Raw genomic sequence first — 16373 nt, forward strand, 5'->3', positions numbered from 1 at the left:
CCGACGAAGCTTTCAGCGCCCTTCGAGAATCGCCGCATACCCCTCGCGATAGCTGGGATAACGCGGAACCCAGCCCAGCGCCCGTGCCCGGGCGTTGCTGCAACGCTTGCTGCCAGTACGACGCACGCTGGCCTCGGCATCCCATTCGGTGACCCCCAGGTATTCGCGCAACCAGGCCACCACCTCGGCCAACGGAGCTGGCGCATCATCGACACCGATGTAGCAATCCTCCAGCACCCGGCCCGCCCGATCGGCCTCCAGCAGGAATGCCAGCAACCCGGCCGCATCGTCGGCATGAATGCGATTGCCGTAGAGCGGTGGCTCGACAGCCACCCGATAACCCCGGCGCACCTGAGTCAGCAGCCACTCGCGGCCCGGCCCGTAGATCCCGGTCAGGCGCACCCGGCTCGCCGCAATGCCACTGTCGAGTGCCAGTTGCTCGGCCTCGAGCATCAACCGCCCGGAGTAACCCTCGGCTTCGGTCGCCGACGTTTCATCCACCCACTCGCCCTGCTGCTGCACGTAGACGCTGCTGCTGGAGACGAACAACAGCCGCCGTGGCCGCTGCCCGGACTCCCCGAGCCAGCCCAGGACATGCCGCAGACCGTCGACATAGGCCGCCCGATAGCCGGCCTCGTCGTGCTCGGTCGCCGCCGCGCAATACACCACATAGTCCAGTGAACCGGTCGGCCAGCCCGCAGGGCGCTGCGCACTGAACAGATCGCCCGCCACCCCCTGCACGCCCTCCGGCAGACGGGAAATCGAGCGGCGCAGACCGTAGACCTGCCAGCCCCGGCCCAGCAGTTGGCTGGCCAGGCGAGAACCGACATCCCCGCAGCCGGCAATCAGAACAGAAGGAGCGGACATCGGAAACCTCCACGCAAAGGGCCACAGCCTAGCGTCAGGAATGGACGAACGGCCAGCAATCGAAGAAAAAAAGATACTCTATTACTTCTGTTAACAAGAATTACTTGCAATAATGACCACCCATTTGTTCTCGGCCCAACGAGGCCTGGAAGGACAAGACCCACTTTTACTTCGCTCAGGTCCGGCCAGCATGACACGCATTCACTCCTCCGCCTCGCCAACCCAGTTCCACAGCCCGTCGCGCGTCTGGCGCTCGGTGGCAGCGGTGCTGTTCAGCCTGTTGCTGGCCCCGACCGCCGCATTCGCCGATGAGCCGGCCAACCACGCCGCACCGGCCGCCACCGCAGCAGCACCGGCCGCGACCACGCCGATCGCGGCCGACCAGGCCCCCGTGGAGAACGCCGCCCCGGCCGAGGCCTCCGATGCCGACGCACTGCCAGCCGAAGGCAACAGCCTGGGCATGTCCCACGACCTGTCTCCGTGGGGCATGTACCAGAACGCCGACATCATCGTGAAGCTGGTCATGATCGGCCTGGCCATCGCCTCGATCATCACCTGGACCATCTGGATCGCCAAGGGCTTCGAACTGCTGGGCGCCAAGCGTCGCCTGCGCGGTGAAATCGCCAGCCTGAAGAAAGCCGTGACCCTCAAGGACGCCAGCGCCACCGCCGCCAAGGAAGGTACCCTGGCCAACCTGCTGGTGCACGATGCCCTCGAGGAAATGCGTCTGTCGGCCAACAGCCGCGAGAAGGAAGGTATCAAGGAACGCGTCAGCTTCCGCCTGGAGCGCCTGGTGGCCGCCTGCGGCCGCAACATGAGCAGCGGCACCGGCGTACTGGCCACCATCGGCTCCACCGCACCGTTCGTCGGTCTGTTCGGTACCGTATGGGGCATCATGAACAGCTTCATCGGCATCGCCAAGACCCAGACCACCAACCTCGCCGTGGTTGCCCCGGGTATCGCCGAAGCCCTGCTGGCGACCGCCCTCGGCCTGGTCGCGGCCATTCCGGCGGTGGTCATCTACAACGTCTTCGCCCGCTCCATCGCCGGCTACAAGGCCCAGGTTTCCGACGCTTCGGCCCAGGTTCTGCTGCTGGTCAGCCGTGACCTGGACCACCTGCCGTCCGAGCGCGCCATCCAGCCGCACATGGTCAAGGTAGGTTAATCCGCCATGGGTCTGCATTTGAAGGAAGGCGCGGACGACGAGCTGTCCGAGAACCATGAAATCAACGTCACGCCGTTCATCGACGTGATGCTGGTACTGCTGATCATCTTCATGGTGGCGGCGCCCCTCGCCACCGTGGACATCAAGGTTGACCTGCCGGCCTCGACCGCCAAGCCGTCGCCACGGCCCGAGAAACCGGTGTTCCTCAGCGTCAAGGCCGACCAGAAGCTGTTCCTCGGCGAGGAAGAGGTCAAGGCCGAGTCCCTGGGCCCGGCCCTGGACGCCAAGACCCATGGCAAGAAGGACACCACCATCTTCTTCCAGGCCGACAAGGGTGTGGACTACGGCGACCTGATGCACGTCATGGACGCGCTGCGCGCGGCCGGTTACCTGAAGGTCGGCCTGGTCGGACTTGAGACGGCAGCCAAGAAATGATCACGACGCGCCAAAAACTGACGCGTTACGGCGGTAGCCTGGCCCTGGTGCTGGGCGTTCACGCGGTGGCGATCCTCGCCGCCCTGAACTGGTCGGTGTCCAAGCCGATCGAACTGCCGCCGCAGGCGATGATGGTCGAGCTGGCCCCGCTGCCGCCCGCGCCGCCCCACCGGCCCCGCCCAAGGTGGTGACCCCGCCGAAACCGCCGGAGCCGGAGGAAGAGCTGCCGCTGCCGAAGCTGGCCGAGGCACCGAAACCGACGATCTCGGTCCCCAAGCCGGTCAAGCCCAAACCCAAGCCACAGCCGCCCAAGCCGGAAGTGAAGAAGGAACCGGAGAAGGAAAAGCCCAAGGAAGAGGAGAAACCTTCCGAGGAGCCGCCGACCACCCGCCCGCCGGAGAAATCCGCGGCGCCGGCACCGGGCCCATCGCCCCAGCAGCTCGCCGCCAAGGCCAGTTGGGAAGGCACCCTGCTGGCGCACCTGGGCAAGTACAAGAAGTACCCGCCTGCCGCCCAGTCGCGCGGCAAGGAAGGCCTGAACCGTCTGCGCTTCGTCGTCGACGCCGAAGGCAAGGTGCTCTCGTACGAACTGGTGGGCCGTTCGGGCAACGCCGACCTGGACCGGGCCACCCTGGAAATGATCCGTCGTGCCCAGCCGCTGCCCAAGCCGCCGGCCGACATGCTGACCAACGGCAGCATCGAGATCGTTGCGCCCTTCGTCTACTCGATCGACAAGCGCAACCGCTAGCCCTTCCCGAATCCCACGCAACCCGTGGGATTCTTCCTTTTTTCATATAGAAACTGACAGCGGCTTTGGCTCGCCCCTTGTGGGAGCGGGCTTCCACAGCGCCTCCCTGCCGCCCCCTCCGATCGACATTGACGACAATCTTCACCAAACCTTCACCTGATAACGTGCGTCTATCGATTGCAGCCGTTATGCTTGGTTGGCAACTTCATGGACGCCCACTATGACCCTGACAGAATTACGCTACATCGTTACCCTCGCCCAAGAGCAGCACTTCGGCCACGCGGCCGAGCGCTGCCATGTCAGCCAGCCGACGCTGTCAGTGGGCGTGAAGAAGCTGGAAGACGAGCTGGGCGTACTGATTTTCGAGCGCAGCAAGAGTGCCGTGCGCCTGACGCCGGTTGGCGAAAGCATCGTGGCCCAGGCCCAGAAGGTCCTGGAACAGGCCCAGGGCATCCGTGAGCTGGCCCAGGCCGGGAAGAACCAGCTGACCGCGCCGCTGAAGGTCGGCGCGATCTACACCGTCGGCCCGTACCTGTTCCCGCACCTGATCCCGCAACTGCACCGGGTCGCCCCGCAGATGCCGTTGTACATCGAGGAAAACTTCACCCACGTGCTGCGCGACAAGCTGCGCAACGGCGAACTGGACGCGGTGATCATCGCCCTGCCGTTCAACGAGGCCGATGTGCTGACCCTGCCGCTGTACGACGAGCCGTTCTACGTGCTGATGCCGGCCACGCACCCCTGGACCCGCAAGGAAACCATCGACAGTACCCTGCTCAACGACAAGAGCCTGCTGCTGCTCGGCGAAGGCCACTGCTTCCGCGACCAGGTCCTCGAAGCCTGCCCGACCCTGGGCAAGGGCACCGAAGCGTCCAAGCACACCACGGTCGAGTCCAGTTCGCTGGAAACCATCCGCCACATGGTGGCCTCGGGCCTGGGCGTGTCGGTACTGCCGCTGTCGGCCGTGGACAGCCATCACTATGCGCCCGGCGTCATCGAGGTGCGTCCGCTGACGCCGCCGACACCGTTCCGCACCGTGGCCATCGCCTGGCGCGCCAGCTTCCCGCGACCCAAGGCGATCGAGATCCTCGCCGATTCGATCCGCCTGTGCTCGGTGGCCAAGCCGCCCGTTGCGAGCTGAATGCCGTGACCGAGCTGTCGCAGGTCTCAGTCACGGCACTCAAGGGTGTCGGCGAAGCCATGGCCGAGAAACTGGCCAGGGTCGGCCTGGAAACCATCCAGGATGTACTGTTCCACCTGCCCCTGCGCTACCAGGACCGCACCCGCGTGGTTCCCATCGGCGCCCTGCGCCCCGGCCAGGACGCGGTGATCGAGGGCGTGGTCAGCGGCGCCGATGTGGTCATGGGCAAGCGCCGCAGCCTGCTGGTGCGCCTCAATGACGGCACCGGCAGCCTGAGCCTGCGCTTCTACCACTTCAGCAACGCCCAGAAGGAAGGCCTCAAGCGCGGCACCCATGTGCGCTGCTACGGTGAGGCCCGCCCCGGCGCTTCGGGGCTGGAAATCTACCACCCGGAATACCGCGCGCTGACCGGCGACGAGCCACCGCCGGTGGACCAGACCCTGACGCCGATCTACCCGCTGACCGAGGGCCTGACCCAGCAACGCCTGCGCCTGCTGAGCCAGCAGAGCCTGGCCATGCTCGGCCCGCGCAGCCTGCCGGACTGGCTGCCGCGGGAGTTGGCCAGCGACTACCAGCTGGCACCGCTGGACGATGCGATCCGTTACCTGCACCAGCCGCCGGCCGATGCCGACGTCGAGGAACTCGCCCTCGGTCACCACTGGGCCCAGCATCGGCTGGCCTTCGAAGAATTGCTCACTCACCAACTGTCCCAGCAGCGCCTGCGCGAAAGCCTGCGGGCCCTGCGTGCCCCGGCGCTACCGAAAGCGCGCAGGCTGCCCGCACAGTTTCTCGCCAACCTCGGTTTCCCGCCGACCGGCGCCCAGCAGCGGGTGGGCAACGAGGTCGCCTATGACCTCAGCCAGCCCGAGCCGATGCTGCGACTGATCCAGGGCGATGTCGGCGCGGGCAAGACCGTGGTCGCCGCCCTGGCCGCCCTGCAGGCGCTGGAAGCCGGCTACCAGGTGGCGCTGATGGCGCCGACCGAGATTCTTGCCGAGCAGCATTTCATCAATTTCCAGCGCTGGCTCGCCCCGCTGGGCATCGAGACCGCCTGGCTGGCCGGCAAGCTCAAGGGCAAGGCCCGCGCCAACGCCCTCGAACAGATCGCCAACGGCACACCGATGGTGGTCGGCACCCACGCCCTGTTCCAGGACGAAGTGCAGTTCAGGAACCTGGCCCTGGTGATCATCGACGAACAGCACCGCTTCGGCGTCCAGCAGCGCCTGGCGTTGCGCCAGAAGGGCGTTGGCGGGCAGATGTGCCCGCACCAGCTGATCATGACCGCCACACCGATCCCGCGCACGCTGGCGATGAGCGCCTACGCCGATCTCGACACCTCGATCCTCGACGAACTGCCACCCGGCCGGACGCCGGTGAACACCGTGCTGGTCGCCGACAGCCGGCGCTTCGAGGTGGTGGAACGGGTCCGCGCCGCCTGCGCCGAAGGGCGGCAGGCCTACTGGGTCTGCACGCTGATCGAGGAGTCCGAGGAACTGACCTGCCAGGCCGCCGAGACCACCTTCGAAGAGCTGACCGCCGCCCTCGGCGAACTGCGGGTCGGGCTGATCCACGGGCGCATGAAAGCCGCGGAGAAAGCCGCGGTGATGGCCGAATTCAAGGTCGGCAACCTGCAACTGCTGGTCGCCACCACGGTGATCGAAGTCGGTGTCGACGTGCCCAACGCCAGCCTGATGATCATCGAGAACCCCGAACGCCTGGGCCTGGCGCAGTTGCACCAGTTGCGCGGTCGGGTCGGTCGCGGCAGCGCCGTCAGCCACTGCGTGATGCTCTACCACCCGCCACTGTCGCAGATCGGCCGCCAGCGCCTGGGGATCATGCGCGAGACCAACGATGGCTTCGTCATCGCCGAAAAGGACCTGGAGCTGCGCGGTCCCGGGGAAATGCTCGGCACTCGCCAGACCGGGCTGCTGCAGTTCAAGGTCGCCGACCTGATGCGCGACGCCGACCTGCTTCCGGCCGTGCGCGATGCGGCTCAAACCCTGCTGGCACGCTGGCCGCAGCACGTCAGCCCGCTGCTGGAACGCTGGCTGCGCCACGGCCAACAATACGGCCAAGTGTGATAGACCTCACATTTCGTGGACCAATGACCGGGACAAGCTGGTTATACTGCTGAAATTGTAGGAAGCCGGATACAGACCATGACTGAAGTTGCCCTCATCGATGCAACCCCGCACACCCCGTCTGTGGTTCGAATGCTGCTCGACAAGCTCGCCATCAACTACCGTGAAGTCACCGACTCCCCGAGTCTGCCGGCGGCGCGCAAGGTTCAGGCGGTGCTGCTCGATGACGCAGTCGGTGCGCTCATGGTGCTGTTCCCGCAGAACCAACTGCTCGACCTCAACCGCCTGGCCGAACTCACCGGTCGGCGCCTGACGGCGGTGTCGACCGAACGCCTGGAGCGCATGCTCGGCAAGCACAGCCTGCACCTGTTGCCCGGCCTGCCAGCGCTGACCAGTTCGCCCTGCCTGTACGAAGAACAGCTGCTGCGCGAGCCGAGCCTGCTGATCAACTCCGGCGAAACCGGCCTGCTGCTGGAAATCGCCACCGACGACTTCAGGAGCATGCTTACCAAGGCCAGCGCCGCCAGCTTCGGCGAAGCCCTGGGCAACATTCGTCCGAACCTCGACCGTCCGGACGACGATCGCAAGGAAATCACCCAGGCGGTCCAGGTGTTCACCGCCCGGCGCATCCAGCAGCGCCTGGAAGCGACCATCGAGATTCCACCGCTGGCGGAGACTGCGCAGAAAATCATCAAGCTGCGGGTCGACCCTGACGCAACCATCGACGACATCACCGGCGTGGTCGAGACCGACCCGGCCCTGGCCGCCCAGGTGGTGAGCTGGGCGGCGTCACCGTACTACGCCTCGCCGGGCAAGATCCGCTCGGTGGAAGACGCGATCGTACGGGTGCTGGGCTTCGACCTGGTGATCAACCTGGCGCTCGGCCTGGCCCTGGGCAAGACCCTGAGCCTGCCCAAGGACCAGCCACAGCACAGCACGCCGTACTGGCAGCAATCGATCTACACCGCCGCGGTGATCGAGGGCCTGACCCGCGCCATGCCGCGCACCCAGCGCCCGGAAGCCGGCCTGACCTACCTGGCCGGCCTGCTGCACAACTTCGGCTACCTGCTGCTGGCCCACGTGTTCCCGCCGCATTTCTCGCTGATCTGCCGGCACCTGGAGGTCAACCCGCACCTGTGCCACAGCTATGTCGAGCAGCATCTGCTGGGTATCAGCCGCGAGCAGATCGGCGCCTGGCTGATGCGCTACTGGGACATGCCGGACGAACTGGCCACCGCCCTGCGCTTCCAGCACGACCCGCACTACGATGGCGTGTATGCCGAGTATCCGAACCTGGTGTGCCTGGCGGTGCGCCTGCTGCGCAGCCGCAACATCGGTTCCGGGCCGGACGAAGAAATCCCCGACGCCCTGCTCGATCGCCTGGGCCTGAGCCGCGACAAGGCCGAGGACGTGGTGAACAAGGTGCTCGAAGCCGAAGTACTGCTGCGCGAGCTGGCTTCGCAGTTCAGCCAGCACTGAATCCCCCCGACGACTGCAGACCCGGACACCGATCGTTCCCACGCTCGGCGTCCGCTCTTGTGACGCACAGCGTCACGGGCTGTATTCCCACGCGGAGCGTGGGAACGATCAAGAGAGGTGACGCTTCAGGCCTTCTTTTTCTTCGGCTTGAGGTACTTGGTCAGCCCCTGGAACCAGATCACCAGGGCCGGATTGCCCTTGATCTGGATCGACTTGTCCTGAATCCCCGTCATGAACGCCAGTTGCTTGTTCTTCGCCTGCAGCGTGGCGAAGCCGTACGCGGCATCCTTGAAGCCGATGGCGAACGCCGGCTCCGGATGGGTTCCGGACTTGCTGCTGATACGCAGGTCCCTGACGATGAAGTGACGGGCGATCCTGCCGTCCAGGGTCTGCAGCTGGAACACCAGCGCCTTGTCGGCCAGTTGCTGCTGGAACGCGGGGTTATTGCGACTGGCCCGGGCCATCAGCAGGCCCATCGCCCAGAGAAGAAAACGGAATTTCATGCACAACGCCTCGGCAGAAAAATGAAAGGGCCGGCGCAGTGTAGCGGTTTGTTCGAGGAACGCCACCGATCTCCTTGTTTGCAAGAAGATCGGCTGGCGTTTGCCGCTTATATCAGCACGTTCGTGACCAGGCAGTCACTCAGACGTTCGGGCAGGGGACCGGAGCCCAGTCGCCCAGGTCCGGGTTCTTGCACATGCTGTTGACCTGCGACTGGCCGGCGGTAGCGACTTCCTGGCTCGCCGCTTTCTTGGCATTGGCGTCCTGCAGGGTCTTCTCGGTGGCGACCGCTTCGCTCGGCACCGTCGGCAGCTGCTTCTTGGCGACCTTCACGGGCGGCTTCTTGCCCTTGGTCTTGCCGGTGGTCGGTGCGACCACCGGATCGGTATCGGCGGTCGCCACGGTGACCACGTCGGTACGCTGCACACCCACCTGGCGCAGGTCCTGCTCGTAGGCCTGGGTGTAGTTGTTCAGGTCTTCGGCGTTGCGACCGTTGACCGCGACGATCAGGTCATTGGACTCCTTCAGGCCGGCGACGATTTCCGCCAGGCGCTTGCGACCTTCGGCATCGCCGATGGTCTTGGCCTTGCGGGCCGAGACCAGGTTGGCGAACTCACGCTGGTAGCAGCTCTGCGAAGCACGGGCATAAGCCGTGTTGCGATCCATCTCGGCCGCGCTCTTGCTGATGTCGCCGGCATAGGAGCTGATGCGCTGCTTGTCGTCGGCGATCTGCTTCTGCTTCTCGGTGTAGTAGCCCGCCGCACCACCGGCCAGCGCGCCGCCCGCGGCGCCGATGGCGGCGTTACGGCCGCGCTTGCTCGAATCGTCGCCGGTCAGCGCGCCGAGCGCGGCGCCGCCCAGGGCACCGAGCACCGCACCGGTGGCGATGGAGCGGGTCATGTCCGAATCGGTGGCACGCAGGTGCTGCACCGGCTCGTAGCAGGTCGGGTAGTACTCGACCTTGGTGCTGGCGCCGACCTTGGAGGTTGGCGAGGTGGCGCAACCGCCCATCAGCACGGTGCTGAATCCGGCGGCAACCCACAGCGCGGCGCGGCACCGCGAGGTTGAAACAAGGGGTTTGCTGGAGAAAATCATGTTCATGTTTCCTTTCTTGGTTTGACTTGGCCGATGCGGCACCTACCGCCCGGATCCCCTCTACACTCGCCGGATTCCCAACACTCAGGGCTTCTGGGCGTTGGATGCGAGTAACGCTTTCAAGATCGTCGCCGGGTCGGCCCGCTGCTGCTTGCGATAATCGCCGACATGACGAACGAACAGGGTCGCCCGTGCCACCAGGCTGTTGCCGAGCACGGGTTTGCGACTGAGTTCTTCCTTGACCCGCTGGAACTGCGCCTGGATCACCGCATCGGTGTACCGCGTGGCCGTTGCCAGGTTGTCGATGTAGATCGCCACCGCGCCGTCCAGCGCGCTGGTGCCGTTGTCGATGGCGGTGGCGAACAGCGCGGCGCTGGCCTCGTCCTTGGCGTCGACGGCCTGCTGGCGGCTCTTCTTCAGGTTGGTCAGGCGGATGTTGTAGTTGTTGACGGTTTCGGCCACCAGCGCCGCCGACTGGATCAGGTTGCCGGCCGCTTCCTCGCGCTGGCGGGCGATCAGCGAGACGTTGCGCTTGAGCTCTTCGTTCACCAGCCCCAGTTCGGCCTGCAGCCGCGGGTCGGTGGTGCCGGAAATGATGCTGTCCAGGCGCTTGGTCGGATCCTGGACGTCGTCGATGGCATCGGTCAGGGCAGCCAGGCGGCCCTCCTTCTGCCACTGCTCGAACAGCTCCTTGTAGCGCGAGCGCGGCGCCGACAGCGCGCCGATGGCGACCCGGAAACCGGTGGTCTCGTTGCTCTGCTCGGTACCATCGGCGGCGAACAGCGGGTACTCGCGGCGCATGCCGGTGAACAGCGTGCCCTCGCCTTCCAGGTAGTTGCCCCCCTTGACCACGAAGCCGCCGTAGGCGCCCTGGCGGCGCCCGGCATGAACCAGCTGGAACGACTCCTGGACCATCTGCGCAGCGTTGCCGATCACGTCGAACAGGCCGATCGGGTTCGGCAGCTTGGTGCCTACCGGCATCAGCCGTGGCGCCTGGCCGGTGCCGCCGGCGACCTGGTTGAACACCGCATAGTCGGACAGCGGGCCGTCCGTGTCACTGCCCGGCTGCCGGCGCGGGAACAACCGGCCTTCCAGTTCCTGGCGGCTGACCGCCTGGGCACCGCGGGCGGCGTACTCCCACTCGACCTCGGTCGGCAGGCGAACGAAACCGGCGCCACCGTCCTCGGCCGAGCGGCCACGACCGCTGACCGGCAGCCGGTCACGGTGGTACTTCATCAGCCAGGCACTGTAGACCGCGGAGAAACGCTCGGCATCGAAGCGCGACACCTTGACCTTGGGCAGGCGCCCGGCAATCCCCTCGGGCGCTTCGCAGGCCGGGGCCGGTTCGCCACTGGCCAGCGAGGGCGCCTGGGACATGACCAGTGCGTACTGGCGCGCCGTCACCGGGTACTTGCCCATGAAATAGAACATCGGTTTCAACGGCGAGCCGGCATCGGTCTTGGGCAGGGCCGGCGAGATCGCCTTCTGCCAATCGGCAGGCAGGTCCTTGAGGGTGAACTGGCCGTTGATGAAGTCCCGGCGGTAACCGGAAATGAACGACTGCTTGTAGCCCGGCTCGTCTTCGCTGAACGGGTAGCCGAGGCTGATCTCGCGGTCGTCCAGGGTGCCTTGGGCGAGGATGTAGACGTAGCGGAACACCATCTCGCCATCGCACGGCAGCGGCAGGCTGATATCGCCGCTCAGCGGCTTGGGGTTGTCCAGTTTGTTGGTGTCGTCGTCGGCCCACGCCAGGCCGCCTGCCCCCAGAGAAGCAAGGCCCAGGGAGCCGATCAACATCATGAAGGCCGCGCTGCGCAGCTTAAACATCTCTGATTCCTTCCGAAGCTTCTATCTGTGCCACTCGCCAGCCACCGAGGGCCGCAGCCAGAGCACAGACCGCCAACACCGAAAAAAGTGCCAGCATGTAATGGCGCCCTAGCAACTGGCTGGCGTATTCGCCGGCCACCTGCACGAACAGATGATTCAGGCCCTGCTCCGCGACGACGTACAGCAGCACACTCAAGCCGGCGGCGAACAACCCGCTGTAGAGCGCCTGCAGCACCACGAACAGCAACAGGGCGCCGGTGCCCAGGCCGAGCAGGCGCAGCACCGACAGCTCGCGGCGCTTGCGCTCGACCGCCGCCAGCGCGCCGGCGAAGATCGCCGCGAAGGCCCCGGCCAGGGCCAGGGTGGCGATGATCCAGAATACGATGGACAGGTTGCGACTCAGCGACTGCACCTGGGCGATGGTCTGGGCCTGGGTCGAGACCAGCAGGCCACGTTCGGCGAAATAGCGGCGCAGCGGCTCGACGTCGTCAAGTTCGCGGGCGTACAGCCGGAAGGCCGGATACACCCGCTGCGCGGCGGAACCGGCCGGCTCGCCGCTCCAGCCGAGCATCGGCACGCCACGGCCATCGCGATAATCCTCGGCAGCCTCCAGCAGCGCCAGCGGGGCGAACAGCGCATCGCGACCGAAGGCCTCCAGCGGCAGCACCGCCTGCACCTGGATCTGCGTGTGCTGGCTTTCCACCCGGCCGGCCACCTGACGCCCGAAGGACACTTCGAGCCAGTCACCGGCCTTGACCCCGAGCTTTTCCGCCGCGGTATGGCTCAACAGCATCGCCGCCAGCCCGGTCGGCGCCGGCAGGCCGCCGAGCAACGGGTCGCCTTCGGCGGTCGGCAGCATCTCGACGTTCAACGCCGGGCCCTGGCGACTGATCGACAGGTCGGCGGTCGCGGCGATCTGCCGGGTGCGCGGCAGGGCGAACGCCACGTCGTCGCGGCGCCCCAACTCGGCGATGTAGGCCGCGCCGAAGCGCCCGCCGCCCAGGGGAATGATCTCGCGCACCAGTGGGTCACGCTCCAGCCGCTCGGTCAGGCTGCTGACCAGGCCGAACTTGAGCCCGAACAGCACCAGCAGGGGTGCGATCACCGCCACCAGGGCCAACACCGAGCAGGCCGACAGCCGCGCATCGGCGCGGTAGTCCTGCCAGGCCAGGGCCGCCACCAGCGAAGCGCGCATCACGGCTGGCCTCCCAGGGTCGCGGTCACGCCGCCATCGGCGTCGCGCTGGCAGGTAATGCGCAGCACGTTCATGCCCAGGTCGCGCACCAGCACCTCATCATGGCTGGCGATCACGCAGCAGGCGCCCTGCTCCGCCACCTGCCCGAGCAGCAATTGCATGACCCGCCCGGCATTCAGCGGGTCGAGTGCGGCCGTCGGCTCGTCGGCCAGCAACAGCCGCGGCGCATGGGCCAGGGCCCGGGCACAGCCGACCCGCTGACGCTGGCCGACCGACAGGGCCTGGGGTTTCTTGTCCAACTGATCGGCGATTTCCAACTGCTCGGCCAGCCGCCGCACGCTGCCGTCGTCGGCCATGCCCAGCAACTTGCGCGACAGCTCGATATTCCCGCGCACGTCGAGAAAGCCCAGCAGCCCGCCGGTCTGCAGCACATAGCCGAGATAGCGGCTGCGCAGTTGCGCCAGCGCGTCCTGCCGTCCTTCGCGCCAGAGCGCGGCAATATCCTGCGCGCCGGCGGGCCCCTCGAAGGCGAACAACCCGGCGCGGTCAGGGGCCGAGACCAGCGCCAGCAGGTCGAGCAAGGTACTCTTGCCGCAGCCGCTGGGGCCGACCACCGCCCACTGCTGCCCAGGCGCCAGGCTCAGGCGCGGGATCACCAGGCTGTAGCGCTGGGCACCCTCACCCCGCGTCTTGCGTACGTCGCGCAGGCTGATCATCACGGCAGCGTCGACAATGGCACGCGGTACAGCGCGTCACCCGGCTCGGCATCGCCGAACCGGACCCAGTTGGCCACATCGTTGTGGAACGTCTCGTAGAGGCGGATCTTCGACTCCAGTTCGTCGATGAAATCCTCCTGTTCGGCCACGCTGAGCGACAGCCACAGATCCTGGGTCATGCTCAACGACTTGCTGCGGTACGGCAGGCCTTCGAGGTATTCGCCGAGCACTCCGCCATCGGCCAGGTTGCCGCCCTTGCGCAGGGCCGAGGGGTCGCGGCTCATGTAGGCACTGGCGCTGGCGATTTCCTGGAAGAAATCCTTCGGCGAGCTCTGGGTCTTGCGGGCGGCATCGACGATCAGCTTCAGCGACTGCTGCAGGTCGTTGAGCTGCAGCTTGGTCAGCATCACGCAGACCTGGAACGCCGGCAGCGCCGGGTTGGTCAGGTCGCGGTCGGCGGTCCAGGCGCTGACCAGTTGCGGTGCCTGGCTGGCACCCTTGCGACCGAGGAAGTCCATGTGCATGGCATAACCGATGGCCGCCGACTTGTCCGCCAGGCTCGGTGCCGAAGCCAGCAACGGCGCTGCCTGGGCCTGGTTGCTGCGCACCTGGTGCACCAGGTTGGCGAACACCGAACCGATCTCCTCGACCCGCTCGCCGAGCTTGTGCGCATCGCCGCCCTGGACCGGGATGTAGAGGTCGCCGATCTTCGGGTTGGCGTCGGCGGTCAGGGTACGGTACTGCTGCTCGGCGAAGGCGTGGTTCTTCTTGCCGGCCTCGCTGCGCAGGTGCAGCGCATAGATCTTGATCTGCTTGCTCAGCGCCGCCTGGCGGATCTCCGCCTCGTTCATCCGGGTGCTGCTGTAGGGGTCGTTCTTGCGCAGCGAACCGGCGTCGCTGACCAGCAGGATCAGGCGCCCGCCGTAGCCGGACCAGTCCATGCCGTCGACCGCCTGCATGATCCCGGCGAACGAGTCCTCGTTGAACGAATGGCTCGACACCGTGGAGGCCTTGACCTGCCGCGCCAGCTCCAGGAAACGCTCGGGATCGCGGCCCTGGTCGAGGGTGATCAGGGTCTTGCTCAGGTACTCAAGGCCAGGGGTTTTCTGGATGCTGTTGCGAAAGCCCACCATGCCGAAGCTGACGCTGTCCAGCTCGCCGCGCTCGGCGATCTTGCTCTGCAGCTCATGGACCACGTCGCGGACCTGGTCGATGTACGGCTGCATCGACACCGTGGTGTCGACCACCAGCACGATCGCGGTGCGGAACTTGTCCGCCGTCGCCACAGCCGCGCTACCGTTGCCGGTTTTCTGCGCGGCGCTGCCCGGGTCGATCGAGGCGACATTGAGCAACTGCACCGGCTGGCCGTTTTCGTCGAAGCTTTCCCGCGAACCGAAGATCGGCAGCAGGTAGAACTGGTTCTGCGGCACCGCGCTGGCCGCCGGCTCCAGGGCCAGCACCCGCTGGTTGTCGGCCGGGTTCTTCTGCGCGTTCAGCAACAGGTTCTTCGCCGAGGCCGGATTGGCCAGCAGCTTGTCGATATCGGCGGCATCGCGCAGGAACATCACCGGCTCACGCCCGGAGCGCTCGGTGAACTTGAGCACCAGGCTCTGCTTCCACTCGCTGACCTTGGCGCCCGGCAGCCAGCCTTCGCTGCGCCCGTCGCTGGCGGCACCGACGCGCAGCCAGGGCGCACCGTCGACGGTCTTGCGCTGGTAGACGTACAGCACCGAGAACGCCGGCAGCGCCTTGTCGGCCTGGCCACCGGGCGAGTTGTACAACTGCGCTCCGGGCTGGCTCAACACGCGCTGGAACAGGGTTTTCTTGCCGACCATGAGCAACGGGCGGTTGCCACCGTCCGCCTCGCCCGGCGAAGCCTGGGCAACCGGCGTCGTGCTCACCGGGTCTGCCGGCCTGTCCGAGGCGGGCGGCGTGCTCGACAGGGCAGGCGTCCCCGCCACCGGCGTGCCGGACACCGGCGGCGTGGTGCTGGTGGTCGCTGGCGCCTTCAGCGGTTTGTCACTGCCCAGCCACCAGTAGCCGGCACCGGCGACGCCGATGGCCGCCGCCACCGCGACGGCCAGCAGGGCCAGTACCGGACCACGGCGCTGCTGCGAGTCGCCAGCGTCGCGCAGCACCGGCTGCGGACTCGGTGGCGGCGCGGGCTGGGGCGTTGGCCGCGAGGCCGGTTGCGCCGGCGGCGGGTTGGGAATTTCGATCGAGACCGGCGTCAGCCCGCCCAGGTCGGGGGTCGCCGGTTTCTCGGGCACCTTGGACAGGGCCAGGGGCTGGATCAGGGTCGACTCCAGCGCCTCCTCGGCCGGCAGATTGTCCAGCGCCGCCTGCAAGGCCGCGGCGTCGGCGAAGCGCTCCGCCGGATCCTTGGCCAGCAGCCGCTGCAGGATGTGCTGGTAGCGACCGTGCTGGATCGGCAGTTCCGGCAGCGGTTCGGTGAGGTGCGCCAGCGCCGTCGACAGCGCGTCGGTGCCGGTGTAGGGCAGCTTGCCGACGAGGATTTCGTAGAGCACCACGCCCAAGGCATAGAGGTCGGCACGGCCGTCGATCTCCTGGCCGCGCGCCTGTTCCGGGCTCATGTAGCTCGGCGTACCGACGGCGAAGCCGGCCTGGGTGAACTGGGTGCGGTCGTCCAGCGACTTGGCGATGCCGAAGTCCGAGAGCACCGCGGTGCCGTCGGCGCGGAACAGGATGTTGGCCGGCTTCACGTCGCGGTGCACCAGCCCCTGGGCATGGGCATAGCCCAGTGCCGAGGCGATCTGGCGGATGTACTGCACGCCCTGCTCCGGGCTCAGGCCGGCGGCGATGCGCTCCTTGAGCGTGCCGTTGGGCAGGTACTCCATGGCCATGTAGTACAGCTCGCCGACATTGCCGATATCGTGGATGGTCACGGTATGCGGGTGCGACAGCCGCGCCAGGGTCCGACCTTCGCGCAGGAAGCGCTCGCAGAAGGTCGGGTCGGCAGCCAGCGCGGCCGCCATGACTTTCAGCGCCACCTTGCGCTCCAGCGACCGTTGGGTCGCCAGATAGACGGTGGCCATGGCGCCTTCGCCAATCTCGCCGTCTATGTCGAATCCGGGAATCAGTATGTCCATGTGGGGAAGTGTC

General features: G+C 66.7%; 12 protein-coding genes and 1 pseudogene. 6 read left to right on the forward strand and 7 right to left on the reverse strand.

The annotated features are described in order from the left end of the window. Positions 1 to 12 precede the first annotated feature (12 nt). On the reverse strand, positions 13 to 867 hold the full coding sequence (locus ACZ5KU_RS30775) for an SDR family oxidoreductase (RefSeq protein WP_054056354.1): 855 nt from the start codon (positions 865 to 867) through the stop codon (positions 13 to 15). A gap of 190 nt (positions 868 to 1057) precedes the next feature. Between ACZ5KU_RS30775 and exbB the strand changes: the two genes are divergently transcribed. The 6 genes and pseudogenes from exbB (at position 1058) to ACZ5KU_RS30805 (ending at position 7916) form a co-directional block, all read left to right on the forward strand. Next, positions 1058 to 2032, forward strand: a complete 975-nt coding sequence (exbB, locus tag ACZ5KU_RS30780) for a tonB-system energizer ExbB (RefSeq protein ID WP_464736661.1) — start codon at positions 1058 to 1060, stop codon at positions 2030 to 2032. Positions 2033 to 2038: 6 nt separating this feature from the next. Then, positions 2039 to 2467, forward strand: a complete 429-nt coding sequence (gene exbD, locus ACZ5KU_RS30785; protein WP_054061276.1) for a TonB system transport protein ExbD — start codon at positions 2039 to 2041, stop codon at positions 2465 to 2467. Continuing rightward, positions 2464 to 3215: pseudogene (locus ACZ5KU_RS30790) on the forward strand (energy transducer TonB family protein). Before exbD ends, ACZ5KU_RS30790 begins: the two are co-directional and overlap by 4 nt. A 220-nt stretch (positions 3216 to 3435) precedes the next feature. Further along, positions 3436 to 4356: a hydrogen peroxide-inducible genes activator gene (locus ACZ5KU_RS30795; protein WP_054061278.1), complete on the forward strand. Its 921-nt coding sequence runs from the start codon at positions 3436 to 3438 to the stop codon at positions 4354 to 4356. Positions 4357 to 4361: 5 nt separating this feature from the next. Beyond that, positions 4362 to 6437, forward strand: a complete 2076-nt coding sequence (recG, locus tag ACZ5KU_RS30800) for an ATP-dependent DNA helicase RecG (RefSeq protein ID WP_464737445.1) — start codon at positions 4362 to 4364, stop codon at positions 6435 to 6437. A gap of 78 nt (positions 6438 to 6515) precedes the next feature. Then, positions 6516 to 7916, forward strand: a complete 1401-nt coding sequence (locus tag ACZ5KU_RS30805) for an aminoacyl-tRNA deacylase and HDOD domain-containing protein (protein WP_054061279.1) — start codon at positions 6516 to 6518, stop codon at positions 7914 to 7916. A 125-nt stretch (positions 7917 to 8041) separates the two neighbouring features. On the opposite strand, the gene ACZ5KU_RS30810 is transcribed toward ACZ5KU_RS30805, so the two are convergent. The 6 genes from ACZ5KU_RS30810 to ACZ5KU_RS30835 all read right to left on the reverse strand — a co-directional run bounded on the left by ACZ5KU_RS30810 (position 8042) and on the right by ACZ5KU_RS30835 (position 16360). Next, positions 8042 to 8419, reverse strand: coding sequence for a hypothetical protein (locus tag ACZ5KU_RS30810; protein ID WP_054061280.1), 378 nt, complete (start codon positions 8417 to 8419; stop codon positions 8042 to 8044). Positions 8420 to 8558: 139 nt separating this feature from the next. Then, complete coding sequence (gene tagQ / locus ACZ5KU_RS30815; protein ID WP_054063504.1) at positions 8559 to 9512, reverse strand: type VI secretion system-associated lipoprotein TagQ; 954 nt, start codon at positions 9510 to 9512, stop codon at positions 8559 to 8561. A gap of 84 nt (positions 9513 to 9596) precedes the next feature. Beyond that, positions 9597 to 11339: a formylglycine-generating enzyme family protein gene (locus ACZ5KU_RS30820; protein ID WP_054061160.1), complete on the reverse strand. Its 1743-nt coding sequence runs from the start codon at positions 11337 to 11339 to the stop codon at positions 9597 to 9599. Further along, entirely contained in the window at positions 11332 to 12534 is a 1203-nt protein-coding gene (locus ACZ5KU_RS30825) for an FtsX-like permease family protein (RefSeq protein WP_054063487.1), read from the reverse strand. Before ACZ5KU_RS30825 ends, ACZ5KU_RS30820 begins: the two co-directional genes overlap by 8 nt. Next, positions 12534 to 13250 (reverse strand): ABC transporter ATP-binding protein, encoded by a 717-nt coding sequence (locus ACZ5KU_RS30830; RefSeq protein WP_054063486.1) that lies wholly within the window; start codon positions 13248 to 13250, stop codon positions 12534 to 12536. The genes ACZ5KU_RS30825 and ACZ5KU_RS30830 overlap by 1 nt, the downstream gene beginning before the upstream one ends. Then, positions 13250 to 16360, reverse strand: a complete 3111-nt coding sequence (locus ACZ5KU_RS30835) for a serine/threonine-protein kinase (RefSeq protein WP_464736662.1) — start codon at positions 16358 to 16360, stop codon at positions 13250 to 13252. Before ACZ5KU_RS30835 ends, ACZ5KU_RS30830 begins: the two co-directional genes overlap by 1 nt. Positions 16361 to 16373 lie beyond the last annotated feature (13 nt).

This window comes from Pseudomonas sp. Tof1 (assembly GCF_055390395.1).